The sequence below is a fragment of the Sinorhizobium fredii genome (assembly GCF_002944405.1).
In the GTDB taxonomy this organism is placed as follows: domain Bacteria; phylum Pseudomonadota; class Alphaproteobacteria; order Rhizobiales; family Rhizobiaceae; genus Sinorhizobium; species Sinorhizobium fredii_C.
The window spans coordinates 2586573-2602369 of record NZ_CP024307.1 but is presented as its reverse complement, the minus strand read 5'-3'; the positions used below and the strand labels follow the sequence as shown (position 1 = coordinate 2602369).

General features: G+C 63.4%; 14 protein-coding genes and 1 riboswitch. Of the genes, 9 read left to right on the top strand and 5 right to left on the bottom strand.

Annotated features, from left to right (window positions below):
• Window positions 1-55 precede the first annotated feature (55 nt).
• Complete coding sequence (locus tag NXT3_RS12785) at window positions 56-289, top strand: hypothetical protein (RefSeq protein WP_037415184.1); 234 nt, start codon at window positions 56-58, stop codon at window positions 287-289.
• Window positions 290-405: 116 nt separating this feature from the next.
• On the opposite strand, the gene NXT3_RS12780 is transcribed toward NXT3_RS12785, so the two are convergent.
• The gene (locus NXT3_RS12780; RefSeq protein ID WP_037415187.1) at window positions 406-1200 is read right to left on the bottom strand and encodes a DUF1194 domain-containing protein; all 795 of its coding nucleotides are present in this window, start codon (window positions 1198-1200) and stop codon (window positions 406-408) included.
• 241 nt (window positions 1201-1441) lie between these two features.
• On the opposite strand from NXT3_RS12780, the gene NXT3_RS12775 reads away from it, so the two are divergent.
• On the top strand, window positions 1442-2770 hold the full coding sequence (locus NXT3_RS12775; protein ID WP_104839996.1) for a glucoamylase family protein: 1329 nt from the start codon (window positions 1442-1444) through the stop codon (window positions 2768-2770).
• Window positions 2771-2781: 11 nt separating this feature from the next.
• The gene (locus NXT3_RS12770; RefSeq protein WP_234828042.1) at window positions 2782-3618 is read left to right on the top strand and encodes a ferric iron reductase; all 837 of its coding nucleotides are present in this window, start codon (window positions 2782-2784) and stop codon (window positions 3616-3618) included.
• 70 nt (window positions 3619-3688) lie between these two features.
• Here NXT3_RS12770 and NXT3_RS12765 read toward each other — a convergent pair whose 3' ends face one another.
• Both NXT3_RS12765 and NXT3_RS12760 read right to left on the bottom strand, forming a co-directional pair.
• Window positions 3689-4474, bottom strand: coding sequence for a CbtA family protein (locus NXT3_RS12765; RefSeq protein ID WP_104839455.1), 786 nt, complete (start codon window positions 4472-4474; stop codon window positions 3689-3691).
• Between the two features lie 177 nt (window positions 4475-4651).
• Window positions 4652-4828 carry a CbtB domain-containing protein gene (locus tag NXT3_RS12760; protein WP_014329031.1) on the bottom strand — a complete coding sequence of 59 codons (177 nt, stop codon included), beginning with the start codon at window positions 4826-4828 and terminating at the stop codon, window positions 4652-4654.
• Window positions 4829-4868: 40 nt separating this feature from the next.
• A riboswitch (cobalamin riboswitch) is annotated at window positions 4869-5145 on the bottom strand.
• A 178-nt stretch (window positions 5146-5323) separates the two neighbouring features.
• Here NXT3_RS12760 and NXT3_RS12755 point away from each other — a divergent pair.
• Entirely contained in the window at window positions 5324-5803 is a 480-nt protein-coding gene (locus NXT3_RS12755) for an anthrone oxygenase family protein (RefSeq protein ID WP_097525282.1), read from the top strand.
• Between the two features lie 38 nt (window positions 5804-5841).
• Window positions 5842-6192, top strand: coding sequence for a glyoxalase superfamily protein (locus NXT3_RS12750; protein ID WP_104839454.1), 351 nt, complete (start codon window positions 5842-5844; stop codon window positions 6190-6192).
• A 26-nt stretch (window positions 6193-6218) separates the two neighbouring features.
• Here NXT3_RS12750 and NXT3_RS12745 read toward each other — a convergent pair whose 3' ends face one another.
• Window positions 6219-7502, bottom strand: a complete 1284-nt coding sequence (locus NXT3_RS12745; protein WP_037415202.1) for a cystathionine gamma-synthase family protein — start codon at window positions 7500-7502, stop codon at window positions 6219-6221.
• Between the two features lie 128 nt (window positions 7503-7630).
• On the opposite strand from NXT3_RS12745, the gene NXT3_RS12740 reads away from it, so the two are divergent.
• Together NXT3_RS12740 and NXT3_RS12735 are read left to right on the top strand one after the other, a co-directional pair.
• Window positions 7631-8089 (top strand): Lrp/AsnC family transcriptional regulator, encoded by a 459-nt coding sequence (locus NXT3_RS12740; RefSeq protein WP_097525283.1) that lies wholly within the window; start codon window positions 7631-7633, stop codon window positions 8087-8089.
• A gap of 126 nt (window positions 8090-8215) precedes the next feature.
• Window positions 8216-9907: an alpha/beta hydrolase gene (locus tag NXT3_RS12735; RefSeq protein WP_104839453.1), complete on the top strand. Its 1692-nt coding sequence runs from the start codon at window positions 8216-8218 to the stop codon at window positions 9905-9907.
• Window positions 9908-9913: 6 nt separating this feature from the next.
• Here NXT3_RS12735 and NXT3_RS12730 read toward each other — a convergent pair whose 3' ends face one another.
• Window positions 9914-10774, bottom strand: coding sequence for a LysR family transcriptional regulator (locus tag NXT3_RS12730; RefSeq protein ID WP_037415210.1), 861 nt, complete (start codon window positions 10772-10774; stop codon window positions 9914-9916).
• A 126-nt stretch (window positions 10775-10900) separates the two neighbouring features.
• Here NXT3_RS12730 and NXT3_RS12725 point away from each other — a divergent pair, with 126 nt between their 5' ends.
• Together NXT3_RS12725 and NXT3_RS12720 are read left to right on the top strand one after the other, a co-directional pair.
• Window positions 10901-13348 carry a GcvT family protein gene (locus NXT3_RS12725; protein ID WP_104839452.1) on the top strand — a complete coding sequence of 816 codons (2448 nt, stop codon included), beginning with the start codon at window positions 10901-10903 and terminating at the stop codon, window positions 13346-13348.
• Entirely contained in the window at window positions 13345-15792 is a 2448-nt protein-coding gene (locus NXT3_RS12720; protein WP_104839451.1) for a GcvT family protein, read from the top strand. The genes NXT3_RS12725 and NXT3_RS12720 overlap by 4 nt, the downstream gene beginning before the upstream one ends.
• Window positions 15793-15797: the final 5 nt, after the last annotated feature.

Here is a 15797-nt window from a genome sequence, read left to right as displayed (position 1 = left end):
AACGCGCGCGAACGGGAAATTCCTTTATAGTCCCTTCGCGAGGGTAGTGCAGGCTATGGGGGTTCGGATGACTAACTCTATTTCGGCAGCGGCGGACCATGAAGCGGAACTTGCGAGCATTGCCAGAATGCTGGCCCATATCCGCGACAGCGCCCGCGCCTTGGACGCGCAGGCGCTGGAATATTGCATCGACATGGCGCTTCAGGCTGTCACCAGCGAACTGCGCGATCGGCGTGAGTTCGCAGCCGCAGGAGCCGATTTCGCGGGCGGCGTTCGCCTGCTGCAGTGAGCGCCCCGGGCTGTGCTTATAGCGCCGGTCACATTTTCGCGCCCCAATCCTTGTGCTTGTCACAGGGATCCAGCAGCGCCGCCTCCGCGGCGCGGCAGAGTCTTTCAGCCAAAGGCTTACCGGTCGAGTTCCGGATAGACCCTGTCGAGAAAGCCTGGCCGTAGCTTTTCACCGATCATGCAATCCGTTGCCGTCTCGGTCGCAGCGAAGCTGAGCCTAAGGGGAGGCGCCACCCCGCTCACCTCGAGGATCAGCTTCTGACGGATGGCGATTGCGAAATCCTCTGCCTCGTGCACCGGAAGAACGAAGGAGCCGGGCCCGCCGATCACGCATTCCGCATAATACTGATCGAGCGGACCGGTCGACACGGACGGGCGGATCAGGATCGAGAGACCGTTGATGACAATGCCTCGCGCAACCGCGTCGTTGCGGGCAGGGGCGACGGGCGGCCCGGTATTGTTGGGGCCATCGCCGGAAATGTCGATGACGCGGCGCACGCCCGAAAAGGCATTGGTATCGATCAGACTCGTGCCGAAGATGATCGCGTTCGAAATCGAGGTGCCGCGCCGCGTTCCGATCGGCCGGGCCTCGAGCTTGGCCGCGAAGGCTTCGGCATCCTCGGCACCTTCGATCACCTGCCACGTGACGACAGAAGCCTCGTTCACCATGCCCGCCCATTCGAAATAGCCGATGGCAATGCGGCCGAGATATCCCCCCTTTACCGCGTTGATGAAATCCGGATGCCTAAGCGCCTGCACATAGCCGGAACGCTGCACCCGCGCTTCCTCCATGTCCATCGAGCCGGACATGTCGACAGCGAGAACCAGCTCCACATCGACATTCGGGGGCGTGGCGGCCGTCTGCATCGGGCTGCCACTGAGCGCCATGATCAATGCCAGCATGCTCAACATCGCATCCGCCAATCGTCATGATCTACAGTCGGACTTCCGAGCCCGCGTCTCAAAACCGTCGAGCTTCAAAACAGAATGTACCACAGGATTGCAAATCGGCGACTGTCCCGGTCGGCCGCGATCTCAATATTATTTGATTGGCGTCTGAGAGAGGGAAGCGGCTCGAACGGTCACTTTGAAAAAAGGGGCCAATTCGCATCTTCCAACGCTGTCGCCGGCGCCGCTTGCACCCAATCTGGCCATGATCGTCCAACAGAACCTCGCCATGCTTCATTTCCCGCCGGAGAACATCGCCCTCGCCGATCGGCTGCAACGCGCCGCCTTTGAGTATTTCCTTGATTACACCGATGCGCGAACGGGGCTCGTCGCCGACACCTCGCGGGCGGGGTCGCCATCGAGTATCGCGGCCACCGGCTTCGGACTGTCCTGCTATCCGGTCGCCGTCGAGCGCGGTTGGATGCGGCGGGGGGATGCAGGTCACCGCGTACTCACGACCTTGCGCTTTCTTGATGGCAGCCGGCAGGGGAGCGATAGGCTCGCAACGGGATACCGCGGCTTCTACTTTCATTTTCTGGACATGCGAACGGGCGAGCGCGCCTGGAACAGCGAACTCTCGACCATCGACACGGCGCTGCTTCTGGCCGGCGCACTGACGGCCGCGGCCTATTTCTCGGGGCCAGATCCGAACGAAACGGAAATCCGCAGTCTTGCAGCGCGACTATATGAGCGGGCGGATTGGGCCTGGGCGCTCAACCGCGGCGATACTCTGACGATGGGCTGGATGCCGCCGGGGCGTTTCCTGAAGCACCGTTGGCGCGGCTATAGCGAGGCGCTGCTCCTCTATGTCCTGGCGCTAGGCTCCACTAGCCTACCCATTGCGCCGGAGAACTACGGCGCCTATTCGGTGGCACATGAATGGCTGACGATTGGCGGGATGTCGCACCTGCACGCGGGCGCGTTGTTCATCCACCTCTTTCCCCATGCCTGGATCGACTTCCGAGGCATAGGCGATACGGGAATGCGGGCGGCAAGCAGCGACTATTTCGCGAACAGCTGCCGAGCGATCGCGCTTCAGCGGGCGCATGCGGAAGAGAATCCTCATGGCTTTTCCGGCTATTGCCGCAACCTCTGGGGCTTCAGCGCCTGCCATGCGCCGAAGGGCTGGATGCGGCTGCGTGACGGCCGGCGGCAGAGGCTTCTGGGCTATGCGGCACGAGGCGCTCCGTTCGGCGCCGATGACGGGACCCTGGTCCCTTGGGCTCCGCTTGCCGGACTGCCCTTCGCACCGGACGACTGCCTGGATAGCCTTTCGCATCTGCTCGCGCATTATCCGGCACTGCTTCGCGACGGCCGCCTTCCCGGCGGCTTCAATCCGAGCCTGCCGGGCGCAGGGCGCGAGGGCTGGGTCGACGACAGGATTGTCGGGCTTGACCAGGGGCTGTCCGTCATGATGATCGAGAACTGGAGAAGCGGCCTCATCTGGGAACTGACGCGCAGTATCCCGGTCTTCAGCCGGGGGCTGAAAAGGGCTGGATTCGAAGGGGGCTGGCTGACACCCGGCGCGGCTTGATGGGACGGAGCATGGGGCAGGGGCATCGGCAGCGGGAAAGCAGAGCGGTCATGGAGGCGGCTGCCGCTATCGAATGGCTGGCGGCCTCCATTCCGGAGGTCGCCTGTTCGGTCGCGACCTCTGACGCACATTTCCAATCGCCAGACGCTTTCTGGTCGAAGCCGGCAAACCTCGAGACCTGCCTGGCCTATCAGGACCGTTTCGCGTCCGGCATGGACGATAAGATTCGAGCGGCGCACCTGGTCGCCTTCTACAGCCATCAGCTGAGCCTTGCGGCGGGCGCGATCTATCTTGTGAGCGGCCTTGTTCCGGTGGTCGCGGGCCTGCGTTTCGAAACCTATTTGCGTGCCCGCGACGGGAGGTCGCTTGTGGCCGGCCGCTTTCATTTCCTCGTCGACCTTCCGCGGAGCGAGAGTGAGATCGAGCCGGACGAGCCGACTCGACGCTTTCACGATGCCTTCGTTGCGCATCTGAAGCCGGTGATCGCGCTGCTGAAACGCCGCTGCGGCCTGTCAGCGCGCGCGCAATGGCGGTTGGCCGCGGACAGTCTCGCCGGCGCTTTCCTGGAGATCGGGCGGCGGCGGCAACGGGAGGACAGGGCGACGGGGCAGGCGCTGGCGATCGTCAAAAGGGCCCACTCGCCGCTTGCCTCGCGGCAGCTTCACTACGAAAAGATCGAAGCGGCCTCCGGCAGTGGGGGAGAGCTTCGCTCCAGGACCTACCGGATCCGCGGCGGTTGTTGCCTTTTCTATCGTGCCGAGGGCGGCAGCTTCTGCGACACCTGCGTGCTGCTCGAGCCCGAGCTTCGACGAGAGATGCTGCGGGCCCACCTGCTCGATAGCAAATGAGACCCTTGCCTTCTCCCCGCGTGCTGCCCGCAGGCGGGGAGAGGACAAGCGGCGAAGGCGCGGGGGCCGGTTAGTGCGCCCGGAGAAACCGGTCGTTGATGAAACCGGAGACGATGCCGAGCACCAGCCAGAAGGCGAGCGTCGTCGCAAGCGCGGCGACGGCGAACTCGGCGCCGAGCACAGCCGGCACGTTGCTGGAAATGTCGAGCGGCTGCGGCGCACCATAAAGATGGGGAGCGGCGACTAGGACGAGACCCGCGAGCTTGGCGACGATTTCCGGGCGGAGTGCCAGCAGATAGAGTCCCACGGCCGAGAGTAGCACCGTCGCCCCCCACCAGAGCTGCCGGTCGCCAAGCTCGGCCGCCGGAAAGCCCGGCAGTTCCGGCGGCAGGCCTACGGCCGGAAGCAGGTGCACGGCGAGCCAGCCGAAGGCGCCCCAGAGCGCGCCATTGGCAAGCGTGATCGGGTAGCCGATCATCAGGCTGATGCCTGCAAGCAGCAACGAGAAGCCGGCGCCGGTGACGAGATTGGCGGCAAGCGTGCCGGAAAAGCGGCTCATGCCGAACATGATGCCGCCTTCCTCGTGTTCTTCGCCCTCATGGGCATAGGCGGGGGTGACCGGCGAAAGTGCTGCGAGCATCTCGCCTAACATCTGGGATCCTTTCAGCGACGAATGCTGCTGATGATCCGTGGCCGGCTGCTCGCCGGCGGGCTGCCCGGTTGCAGCCGGCGCTTCGCCCTCGAATTCTTCCGCATGCAGGATAAGCGGCGTGATCCGCAATTCCTGGGCGCCGGTCATGAAGACGCCGGCGATCAGCCCGGCCACGACCGCGGCCAGAAGTGTCTTGACGATCATTGTCGATTTTCCTCAGCGGGCGTGGCCGCCTTGCGGTAAGCCGGCCCGATTCCATCGACGCAAGCCGGCGCTTGAAGGCGCGGGCGCGTGCCAGACGCACGACGCGCGCTCCGAGCACCGGAGGGTCGATTGTTGTATCGTTTGGTATGGAACGCGGCAGGCGCTCCATGACTTCGCTTAGTGGCAGGGGAAGCCGTAGGAATGGCGCGTGTCGTGTGCCGTGTCGTGCAGCACGGCCGAATTCGCCAGGCCGGCACCGAAAACGAGGAAGCCACCGATCATGAGGGCGATGATGCCCGCGGTCAGACGGTCGCTGAGGGAGAGCGGAATGCTCGAAACTGTAGACGTAGCCATGACAACCTCCGTGATGGCAATGGGATATTCCCCTTGGGCACTATGCCCGTATCGCTTGGCAGGTTTCCTGGCTCGCAGCGTCAGGTGCCCAGGCTAGCCTAGTCACCAAGGATTTGCCTCGCCTTCCCAGAACCGAACCGCCCTCTCGCGGCTGTTCCAGTGGCTTCTTCCGGATTGCTCCGGAACGGCAAATTCACGCTGCTCTACAGTCGCGGGGTCGGCAGTGATTGAGATGCCCAGCTTGGGTCCATCCGTCACATTCCCGTTTACTCCCGAAACACGTTCGCATTCCGGGAACCAACCGATCAGCGATGATTAGGTGTGGCCGACAATGATGTCAATCGCGCCGCGGTGGAAAGTGGAGGAGAGGGTTGCGCGCATTTCGCGTTGCCCGCCACATGGGGAACAACTCCTGATGACTATATCGCATTGGTCGGTTATCTCTTGGGCAGCGCGTGCGGCCGCAGGCCGCGCGATCGACCCGGGGTCCGTGCGATGCTTGCCCTTGTTCCTGCCCTGTCCTTTGCCGCCGTCATCGGATCCGGACTTATGGCCGGGCTCTTCTTCGTCTTTTCCGTCTGCATCATGCAGGCGCTGCGGCGATTGCCGGCGGAGCAGGGCGTTGCTGCCATGAACGCGATCAACGTCGTGATCCAGAATCCGTTGTTCTTCGCCGCCTTCATGGGCACGGCGCTGCTCGGCGTGATCCTCATAGCTGCCGCTTTCATCTGGGGCGGGGAGGGGAGCTATCTCCTGGCGGCGGGCGGACTCGTCTACCTCGCCGGCACATTCGCGGTGACGATGGTCTTTAACGTTCCGCTCAACAACGCGCTGGCGAATGCCACTTCGGTCGAGGCCGCCACCGAAGTCTGGCAGCAGCGCTACTTGACCGATTGGGTCTGGTGGAACCATGTCCGCACGATCGCTTCGATAGCTTCGCTCGCCCTTTTCACGCTTGGCTTTCAACGCGGCTGAAGCCTAGGAAAGAGGACGATGAAACTGGGGAGGGTCCAATGGCAGTCCGACGCATCGTGCCCAATCTTCAAGTATCCGATCCGCAACGCGCGCGCAGTTTCTATACGGATCTGCTTGGCCTCAACGTGGTGATGGATCACGGCTGGCTGGTCACCTTTGCGGCGGAAGGCGGATCGGCAATGCCGCAGGTCAGCTTTGCCATTGAAGGCGGATCGGGAACGCCGGTGCCGGCGCTCTCGATCGAGGTGGACGATGTCGACGAAGTCTATCGGCGCGCGAAGGCGGCCGGCATCGAAATCGTCTATGACATCACTGACGAACCCTGGGGTGTGCGACGCTTCTTCGTGCGCGATCCGTTCGGCAACGTAGTCAATATTCTGACGCATTGATCGGGGGACGGCCCCCGCTCAATGGATCAGACGGTCGTCAGAGCGTTCGCGACGTCGGCGACGAGGTCGTCCGGATGCTCGATGCCGATCGACAGGCGGATAGTCGATTCGAGCACGCCGATCCGGCGCCGCACCTCGATCGGCACGCCCGAATGAGTCATCGCCGCCGGGTGGCTCGCAAGGGATTCCGTGCCCCCGAGGCTGACGGCGAGCTTGAAGATCTGCAGGGCGTTCAAGAAACGGAAGGCTGCCTCCTGGCCGCCGGCGATGTCGAAGGAGAAGGTCGAGCCGGCGCCGGTGCATTGCGCGGCAAAGGTCCGCCCGACCGGCGAGGCTTCGTCGTGGAAGGGCAGATAGTGGATCCCTTCGACCTTCGGGTGGTCGCGCAGGAACTCGGCGACGATCCGGGCATTCTCGTTCGCCTTCTCCATCCGGACCGACAGCGTTTCGAGCGACCGGCCGAGCATCCAGCAGGAATGCGGGTCGAGCTGCGTGCCGATCGAGCCGCGCAGCGCCTTCACCTGTTTGATCAGCGCCTTCGAGCCGAGCACGGCGCCGGCGATCAGGTCGGAGTGGCCGCCGACATACTTGGTGAGCGAATAGAGCGACAGGTCCGCGCCGTGGTCGATCGGGTGCTGGAAGACCGGGCCGAGCAGGGTGTTGTCGCAGGCGACGATCGGCCTTTGCCCCTGTCTTTCGCCGATCTTTTCGGCAATGCGGCGGATCATCGCGACGTCGACGAGGCTGTTGGTGGGATTGGCCGGCGTTTCGACGAGGACCGCGGCGACCCGGCCCCTGCTCATGGCCTCCTCGGCGGCGGCGCTGACGGCCGCTTCATCGACGCCGTCGGCAAAGCCGACTGCGTGGATGCCGAGATTGAGAAAGGTCTTGGCGAGCAGCGTCTCGGTGCCGCCGTATAGCGGCTGTGAATGCAGGATTGCGTCGCCGGGCCGCACGAAGGCAAGCAGGGTCGTGGCGATTGCCGACATGCCGGAGGAGAAGAGCGCGCCGGCCTCGGCGCGTTCGTATATGGCAAGCCGATCCTCGACGATCTCGCTGTTCGGGTGATTGAAACGGGAATAGACGAGCCCGGCACCGACGCCCGCCGGCGGTTCGCGCCGTCCCGAGACGAAATCGAAGAAGTCGCGGCCTTCCTCGGCGGAGTGGAACACGAAGGTGGAAGTCAGGAACACCGGGGGCTTGACGGCGCCTTCCGAGAGCTCGGGATCGTAACCGTAGTTCAGCATCAGCGTCTCGGGATGCAGTTTGTGGTTGCCGATATGGGTCTTCGACGGATGCGGCGCGGTCATGGTTTCTCTCCCTGGGCGCTAGCGGACTCCACTATCCGCCAATTTATATCAAACGGCCGGGGCTGATCCTTGCTATTTGCGATCACTTCGTTTTGATGAGCGCAAGTTTTTGCCGAGGTTACAGCAAGATGACGCAGAAAATTGCCGACGAGATGGATCGCCGCATCCTGAAGGAACTGGTCGCCGATGCCCGGATCACCAACAACGAACTGGCCGAGCGCGTCGGCCTTTCTGCGTCTCCCTGCCTCAGGCGGATCAGGCGTCTGGAGGAAACCGGCGTCATCCGCGGCTATACGGCGCTCGTCGATCCGGTCATCGAAGGCTGGACGATGACGGCGATCGCCACGGTCCGCCTCAGCCGCCAGCACGAGGACGAGATCGTCATGTTCGAAGAGGCGATCCGCGACTGGGACGAGGTGCTCGAATGCCACCTCGTCACCGGCTCGCGCGACTACGTGCTGAAGGTGATGAGTTCCGGCCTCGATCACTATGAGCGCTTCATCAAGGAGAAGATCGCCCGGCTGAAATGCGTCGCCTCGATCGAGACGAGCTTCGTGATGAACACGATCAAGGAAAGGAGGATCTAGCGCGTGACTGCCGCTCATCGTCGGGTTGTGCCGATTGACTGTGCGGGAGCGGAAGGCGACATTGCCGTAATGCGTCGCTTGGCTATCGCGCGACAAAGTGACAATGCCGCAGCGTGGAGGCCCGCCATGGAACACCTTCAACAGACGGACCTGTCGACGGCGACGCGGCCTGCCCCGCGCTATCTGGCAAACCTCTTGCGGTCCTTTTCGACGAGCGGCCTGCTTGTCGGCGTGATCTTTTTCGCGGTCTCGTTGACCCCGAGCCTCATTCCTCATCCCTATCTGATTCAGGCGGTGATTTCCGGCGCTTCGCTCGCCGCCGGCTACGCAATCGGGACATTCCTGCGCTGGCTCTGGTCCTTTTTCGAACTGCCCGAGCCAACGACGCGGCGGGCGCGCACGCTGAAGATCGCTGCCGCCATCGTCTGCATAGCGGCAGCTGCCGTGTTTCTCTGGCAGGCAGCCGGGTGGCAAAATACCGTCCGTGGCATCATGGGGCTTGAGCGCATCGAAAGCGCCGAGCCCATCAAACTCGGCCTCATAGCCTCCATGGTGTTCGCCGCTCTCATCTTCCTGGCACGGCTCTTCCGGTTCACCTTCAGCGTTCTTTCTCGCTGGCTGCAAGTTTTCCTGACGCGACCGATCGCCAACGCCCTTGGTGGGCTGGTCGCCCTCGCGCTCTTTTGGTCGCTGGCAAATGGCGTGATCTTCGAGTTAGCGCTTCGTGCCGCCGACAGTTCGTTCCAGCAGCTCGATGCGCTGATCGATCCCGACGTCGCGCCCCCGACCGATCCCGCCAAGACCGGCAGCGACGCGTCGCTGGTGCGCTGGGACGAGCTTGGGCGGCAGGGGCGGCAGTTTGTCGCCTCGGGGCCGACAGGCGCCCAGATCGGCGACTTCTACGACGGCGCGGCGTCAAACCCCGTGCGCGTCTATGTCGGGCTGAACTCCGCCGACACGGCGCCGGAAAGAGCGAAGCTGGCTTTGGAAGAACTGAAGCGCGCCGGAGGCTTCGAGCGCAAGTCGCTGATCGTCGTCGTTCCGACGGGCACCGGCTGGATCGATCCGGCAGCGCTCGATCCGCTCGAATATCTGCTGCATGGTGACGTTGCGAGCGTCGCGGTGCAATATTCCTACCTCACGAGTTGGCTGTCGCTGCTCGTCGAGCCGGGCTATGGCGCCGATGCGGCGAACGCGCTCTTCGACGAGGTCTACCGCTACTGGACCACGCTGCCGAAGGACCGGCGCCCCAAGCTCTATCTGCATGGATTGAGTCTCGGGGCAATGAATTCACAAGGGTCTGTCGATCTCTTCGATGTCATCAGCGACCCGTTCCAGGGTGCGCTCTGGAGCGGCCCGCCGTTTCAGAGCGGGCTGTGGCGCTCGGTAACGGCGGACCGCGTCGCCGGTTCGCCCGCCTGGCTTCCGCGCTACCGGGACAGTTCCATCATCCGCTTCACCAACCAGGAGAACGCGCTCGATATTCCCGGTGCGCACTGGGGCGCGATGCGGATCGTCTATCTGCAATATGCCAGCGATCCGGTGACCTTCTTCGATCCGCACGCCTTGTACCGCGAGCCGGACTGGATGAAGGCGCCGCGCGGGCCGGATGTTTCTCCGGCCTTGAATTGGTTTCCCGTCGTCACCGGCCTGCAGCTCCTCGCCGACATGGCTTTGGCCACGACCTCGCCGATCGGTTACGGCCACGTCTACGCGCCGGAACATTATATCGACGCCTGGGTGGCGGTGACCGATCCGCAAGGGGTGTCGGGAGAGGATGTCGCGCGGTTGAAGGCGGAGTTCAAGGGCAGGTTCTGATCTGCATTACGGCGTCGCCGAATTGGCGAGCAGCCCTTCCATCGCGCCGATGATCTTGCGGTGCTGGTGCGCGTGGCGGGTGCGAAGGCTCGTTGCGGCGTAGATGGCCTGCGGGATGACCGGCGCATCGGCGACCACGACCGCGGCCCCGTCGTTGGAAAGCCGCTCGGCTGTGGCGATTGTCAGATAGGCGGCGCCCCCGAGAGTGCGCAGCAGCCCGGTGATCGCCATGCTCTGCCCGGCGGCGAGCGAGGCAGCCGAGAGGTGCGGCAGCGCCAGCCGATGGGCGCGGTCGAAGGCGGGCGAATAGCTGGAGCGGATATAGGTCTCGGGCTTCACGCCGGCCAGGTCGCCGGCCTCGGTGCTGACCAGCACGTAATGCAGTTCGCCGATCCGTTCGTAATGAAGGTCAGGCAAATAATGCGGTGTAAAGAGAAGCGCCAGGTCGAGTTCCCCGGCGGCAAGATCGCGATTCATCTGGTTCGAGTAATCCGCCTCCATATAGATTTCCGTTGCAGGCAATTCGCGCCGGATGGCCGCCACCCATTGGCCGGCAAATGCTTCCGCGAGATCGTGCTGGATGCCGAGCCGCATCGAGCGCTCCAAGGCGCCGGCGCTCGCGACTGCGCGCGTTGCCTCATGCCATTGATTCTGCAGGGCCTTCGCATAGTCGAGAAAGCGCAGGCCCGAGGCGGTCGGGACCGTGCCGCCCTTGTTGCGGGTAAAGAGCTTGCGGCTGAACTGGGCCTCGAGCGCCTTGATGCGGTGGGAAACCGTCGACTGGGTGATGTTCAGCCGCTCGGCGGTGCGGTTGAAATTCCGCGTCTCCATCAGATCCAGAAAGGTTTCGATCAGATCGACTTGCATCTTGGGGCTGCTCCTCACGCATGCTGCAATCAATCTAATCGAAAATGTCAATTAATAAAGCCGATTCTCCCTGCTTGATGGCCTCGGACTCCTCGTCAAATATCCGGTCAAAAGAGGGAATTACGCATGTCGAATTTGCCGTCTCACGCGCGTGTCGTCATTATAGGCGGAGGAGCGGTCGGCGCGTCCTCGCTTTACCATCTTGCCAGGGCCGGCTGGACCGATTGCGTGCTGCTGGAGAAGAACGAGCTCACCGCCGGCTCGACCTGGCATGCGGCCGGAAATGTTCCGACCTTCTCCTCCTCCTGGTCGATCATGAACATGCAGCGCTATTCGGCGTCGCTCTATCGCGAGCTTGGGCAGCTGATCGACTACCCGATGAACTACCACGTCACCGGGTCGATCCGTCTCGGTCATTCGAAGGAGCGGTTGCAGGAATTCAAGCGCGTCGTCGGCATGGGCCGCTACCAGGGCATGGACCTCGACATCCTGACGCCCGATGAGATGCGCAGCCGCTATCCCTTCCTCGAGACGCACCAACTGACGGGGGCGCTCTATGATCCCTATGACGGTGATATCGACCCGGCGCAGCTTACCCAGGCGCTGGCCAAGGGTGCGCGCGACATGGGCGCGAAAATCATCCGCTTCTGTCCGGCGACGGCGGCACGGCGCGAGAGCGACGAATGGGTGATCACCACGCCGCAAGGAGAAATCCGCTGCGAATATGTGGTGAACGCTGCCGGCTACTACGCGCGCGAGGTCGGCAAAATGTTCGGCCGCGACGTGCCTATGATGGTGATGAGCCATCAGTACATCCTCTTCGACGAGATCCCGGAACTTGCCGCCTGGTCGAAGGAGGCCGGGCGCAAGCTGCCGCTGCTCCGCGACGTCGACTCCTCCTACTATCTCCGGCAGGAGAAATTCGGCATGAATCTAGGGCCTTACGAGCGGAATTGCCGTGCCCACTGGACGGCGCCCGACGATCCGATGCCGGAGGATTTTTCCTTCCAGCTCTTCCCGGACGATCTGGAAAGGTTGGAATGGTATCTGAACGATGCGGTCGAGCGAGTGCCGATCCTCGGGACCGCCGGGCTTTCCCGGGTGATCAACGGACCGATCCCCTATGCGCCGGACGGAAATCCGCTGATCGGGCCGATGCCGGGCGTGCCGAACGCCTTCGAGGCCTGCGTCTTCACTTTCGGCATCTGCCAGGCGGGCGGCGCCGGCAAGGTGCTGGCCGAATGGGTGACGGAGGGCCAGACGGAATGGGACATGTGGTCCTGCGATCCGCGGCGCTACACCGACTATACCGATCAAGACTATTGCATCGCCAAGGGCAAGGAGATCTACGGCCATGAATACGCGATGCATTTCCCAAAACACTACTGGCAGGCCGGGCGTAACAAGAAGCTGTCGCCTATCCACGACCGCATCGCCGCGCTTGGCGCGCAGTTCAAGCCCTATAACGGCTGGGAGCGGGCCATGTGGTACGCGAAGCCCGGCGACGATATCTCCGACGCGGCGACGCAGACCTGGGGCCGCGAGGGCCCCTGGGCGAAGCGCATCGAGGAGGAGTGTTTGGCGGTGCGCGATGCTGCGGGTATTCTCGACCTGCCGGGTTTCTCGCGCTTTCGGCTGAAAGGTGAGGGTGCCCGCAAGTGGCTGTCCGAGCTCATCACCGGCCGCGTGCCGAAACCGGGGCGCATCGGCCTTGCCTATTTCGCCGATGAGAAGGGCCGCATCATCACGGAAATGTCGGTGATGGCGATCGAGGAGGATTTCTTCTTCCTGATCACCGCGGCGACGGCGCAGTGGCATGATTTCGAGTGGCTGCAGAAGCACCGTTCGGCCGATGCCCCCTTCGCGCTTGACGATGTGACCGCGAATTTCTCCTGCCAGATCCTCACCGGTCCGAAATCGCGCGACATCCTTGCCGAGGTTTCCGGTGGCGACCTTTCGAAGGGATGGCTGACGCATCAGACGGCTGAGATCGCCGGGCGCTATTGCCAACTCGTGCGAGTCTCCTTTGCCGGCGAGCTCGGCTGGGAAATCCACACCAAGGTCGAGGACACCGCAGCGATCTTCAATGCCGTCTGGGAGGCCGGCCAGAAACACGGCCTCAAGCCCTTCGGCATGGAGGCGCTCGACAGCCTACGCATCGAAAAGGGCTACCGCGCCTGGAAGGGCGACCTTTCGACCGACTACACCGTCCTTCAGGGCGGGCTCGAACGCTTCGTCGACTGGTCGAAGCCGAGCTTCAAGGGCAAGGCGGCGCTCGAGCGCGAGAAGCAGCGGGGTGCCACCAAGCGCTTCGTCACGCTGACGGTCGAGGCCAGCGAGTGCGATGCGCCCTATATGTCGTCGCTCTGGTCGGGCGGCGAAGTGGTCGGCGAGACCACTTCCGGAAACTGGGGCTATCGCGTCAGCAAATCGATCGCGCTCGGCATGCTGCGTGCCGATCTAGCCGCGCCCGGCCAGGAAATCGAGGTCGAGATTTTCGGAGAGCGTTTCAAGGCAATCGTTCAGCCGGATCAGCCGCTCTGGGATCCCTCGAATGAAAGACTGAAAGCATGACGAAGCCCATCCCTGAAAAGGCCCGCGTGGTCATAATCGGCGGCGGCGTTTCCGGCTGTTCGGTCGCCTATCACCTGTCGAAGCTCGGCTGGACGGACGTCGTGCTGCTCGAACGCAAGCAGCTGACCTCGGGCACAACCTGGCACGCAGCCGGGCTGATCGGCCAGCTTCGCGCCTCGCAAAACATGACGCGGCTCGCGAAATATTCGGCCGACCTTTACGTCAAGCTGGAGGCAGAAACGGGCATCGCCACCGGCATGCGCCAGAACGGCTCTATCACCGTGGCGCTCACCGATGAGCGCAAGGAAGAAATCTACCGCCAGGCTTCGCTCGCCCGCGCCTTCGACGTCGATGTTCGCGAGATCACGTCCAGAGAGGTGAAGGAGATGTATCCTCACCTCAACGTTTCCGACATCAAGGCGGCGGTGCACCTTCCGCTCGACGGGCAGTGCGACCCGGCCAACATCGCCATGGCGCTGGCCAAAGGCGCGCGGCAGCACGGCGCGACGATCATCGAAGGCGTGAAGGTCACGTCGGTGACGACGAAGGATGGCCGTGTGACCGGCGTCACCTGCGAGCAGAACGGCGAGAGCTTCACGATCGAGACGGAAACTGTCGTCAACTGCGGCGGAATGTGGGGCAGGGAACTGGCCCGCCAATTGGGCGTCACCGTTCCGCTGCACGCCTGCGAGCATTTCTACATCGTCACCGAGGCCATTCCGGGCCTCGCTCGCCTGCCGGTCCTGCGCGTCCCGGACGAGTGCACCTATTACAAGGAGGACGCCGGCAAGATGCTGGTCGGTGCCTTCGAGCTCAAGGCAAAGCCCTGGGGCATGGACGGCATCCGCGAGGACTTCTGCTTCGACCAGTTGCCGGAGGATTTCGACCATTTTGCCCCTATCCTCGAAATGGCCGTCAACCGGATGCCGATGCTGGAGACCGCGGGCATTCACACCTTCTTCAACGGTCCGGAGAGCTTTACGCCCGACGACCGCTACTATCTCGGCGAGGCGCCGGAGCTTAAAGGCTATTGGGTGGCCGCGGGCTACAACTCGATCGGCATCGTTTCGTCCGGCGGCGCCGGCATGGCGCTGGCGCAATGGATGAACGACGGCGAGCCGCCCTTTGATCTCTGGGAGGTCGATATCCGCCGCGCCCAGCCATTCCAGAAAAACCGCGCCTATCTCAAGGAGCGGGTGTCGGAGACGCTCGGGCTGCTCTATGCCGATCACTTCCCCTATCGGCAGATGGCGACGGCGCGCGGTGTCCGCCGCTCGCCGCTGCACGAGCATCTGAAGGCGCGCGGCGCCGTCTTCGGCGAGGTTGCCGGATGGGAGCGCGCCAATTGGTTTGCGAAAGACGGCCAGGAGCGCGAGTATCGCTATTCCTGGAAACGGCAGAACTGGTTCGATAACCAGCGGGCCGAGCATCTCGCCGTCCGCAATGGAGTCGGTCTCTTCGACATGACGTCGTTCGGCAAGATCCGGGTGGAGGGCCGTGATGCGCTTTCGTTCCTGCAGCGCCTCTGCGCCAATGAGCTGAATGTCGAAGCCGGTCGCATCATCTACACGCAGATGCTCAACGCCCGCGGCGGCATCGAGAGCGACCTGACCGTCACCCGGCTTTCGGAAACCGCCTTCCTGCTCGTCGTACCGGGCTCGACGCTGCAGCGCGATCTCGCCTGGCTGCGCAGGCATCTTCGCGACGAGTTCGTGGTTATTACCGATGTGACGGCTGCCGAATGCGTGCTCTGTATCATGGGGCCGAAAGCGCGCGAACTGATGCAGAAGGTGAGCCCGAACGATTTCTCCAATCAGGCGCATCCTTTCGGAACGGCGCGCGAGATCGAGATCGGCATGGGCCTCGCCCGCGCCCACCGCGTCACCTATGTCGGCGAGCTTGGCTGGGAGCTCTACGTGTCGACCGATCAGGCGGCCCATGCCTTCGAGGCGTTGGAGGCCGCGGGGCAAGATGTCGGCCTTAAGCTCTGTGGCCTTCACACGCTCGACAGCTGCCGCATCGAGAAGGCGTTCCGTCATTTCGGCCATGACATCACCGACGAGGATCATGTGCTCGAAGCCGGTCTCGGCTTTGCCGTGAAGGCCGACAAGGGCGAATTCATCGGCCGTGAGGCGGTGCTCGCCAAGCAGGAGAAGGGCCTATCCCGCCGGCTGGTGCAATTCCGGCTCGCCGAACCGGAGCCGCTTCTCTTCCACAACGAAGCGATCGTTCGCGATGGCGAGATTGCCGGGACGATCACGTCCGGCAATTACGGCCACCACCTCGGCGGCGCGGTCGGCCTTGGTTACGTGCCCTGTAGCGGCGAGAGCGCCGCGGATGTGCTGGCGTCCAATTACGAGATCGAGATCGCTGGAACGCGGGTGAAAGCCGAGGCGTCGCTGAAGCCGATGTACGATCCGAAGGCGGAGCGGGTGCGGATGTAAGCGGC

Coding starts and splice junctions, on each gene's coding strand:
- NXT3_RS12745 (WP_037415202.1), bottom strand. CDS start 7,502: ATGACCGCGCCGCATCCGTCGAAGACCCATATCGGCAACCACAAACTG.
- NXT3_RS12720 (WP_104839451.1), top strand. CDS start 13,345: ATGACGAAGCCCATCCCTGAAAAGGCCCGCGTGGTCATAATCGGCGGC.
- NXT3_RS12730 (WP_037415210.1), bottom strand. CDS start 10,774: ATGCAAGTCGATCTGATCGAAACCTTTCTGGATCTGATGGAGACGCGG.
- NXT3_RS12785 (WP_037415184.1), top strand. CDS start 56: ATGGGGGTTCGGATGACTAACTCTATTTCGGCAGCGGCGGACCATGAA.
- NXT3_RS12765 (WP_104839455.1), bottom strand. CDS start 4,474: ATGATCGTCAAGACACTTCTGGCCGCGGTCGTGGCCGGGCTGATCGCC.
- NXT3_RS12750 (WP_104839454.1), top strand. CDS start 5,842: ATGGCAGTCCGACGCATCGTGCCCAATCTTCAAGTATCCGATCCGCAA.
- NXT3_RS12725 (WP_104839452.1), top strand. CDS start 10,901: ATGTCGAATTTGCCGTCTCACGCGCGTGTCGTCATTATAGGCGGAGGA.
- NXT3_RS12735 (WP_104839453.1), top strand. CDS start 8,216: ATGGAACACCTTCAACAGACGGACCTGTCGACGGCGACGCGGCCTGCC.
- NXT3_RS12755 (WP_097525282.1), top strand. CDS start 5,324: ATGCTTGCCCTTGTTCCTGCCCTGTCCTTTGCCGCCGTCATCGGATCC.
- NXT3_RS12770 (WP_234828042.1), top strand. CDS start 2,782: ATGGGGCAGGGGCATCGGCAGCGGGAAAGCAGAGCGGTCATGGAGGCG.
- NXT3_RS12775 (WP_104839996.1), top strand. CDS start 1,442: ATGATCGTCCAACAGAACCTCGCCATGCTTCATTTCCCGCCGGAGAAC.
- NXT3_RS12740 (WP_097525283.1), top strand. CDS start 7,631: ATGACGCAGAAAATTGCCGACGAGATGGATCGCCGCATCCTGAAGGAA.
- NXT3_RS12760 (WP_014329031.1), bottom strand. CDS start 4,828: ATGGCTACGTCTACAGTTTCGAGCATTCCGCTCTCCCTCAGCGACCGT.
- NXT3_RS12780 (WP_037415187.1), bottom strand. CDS start 1,200: ATGTTGAGCATGCTGGCATTGATCATGGCGCTCAGTGGCAGCCCGATG.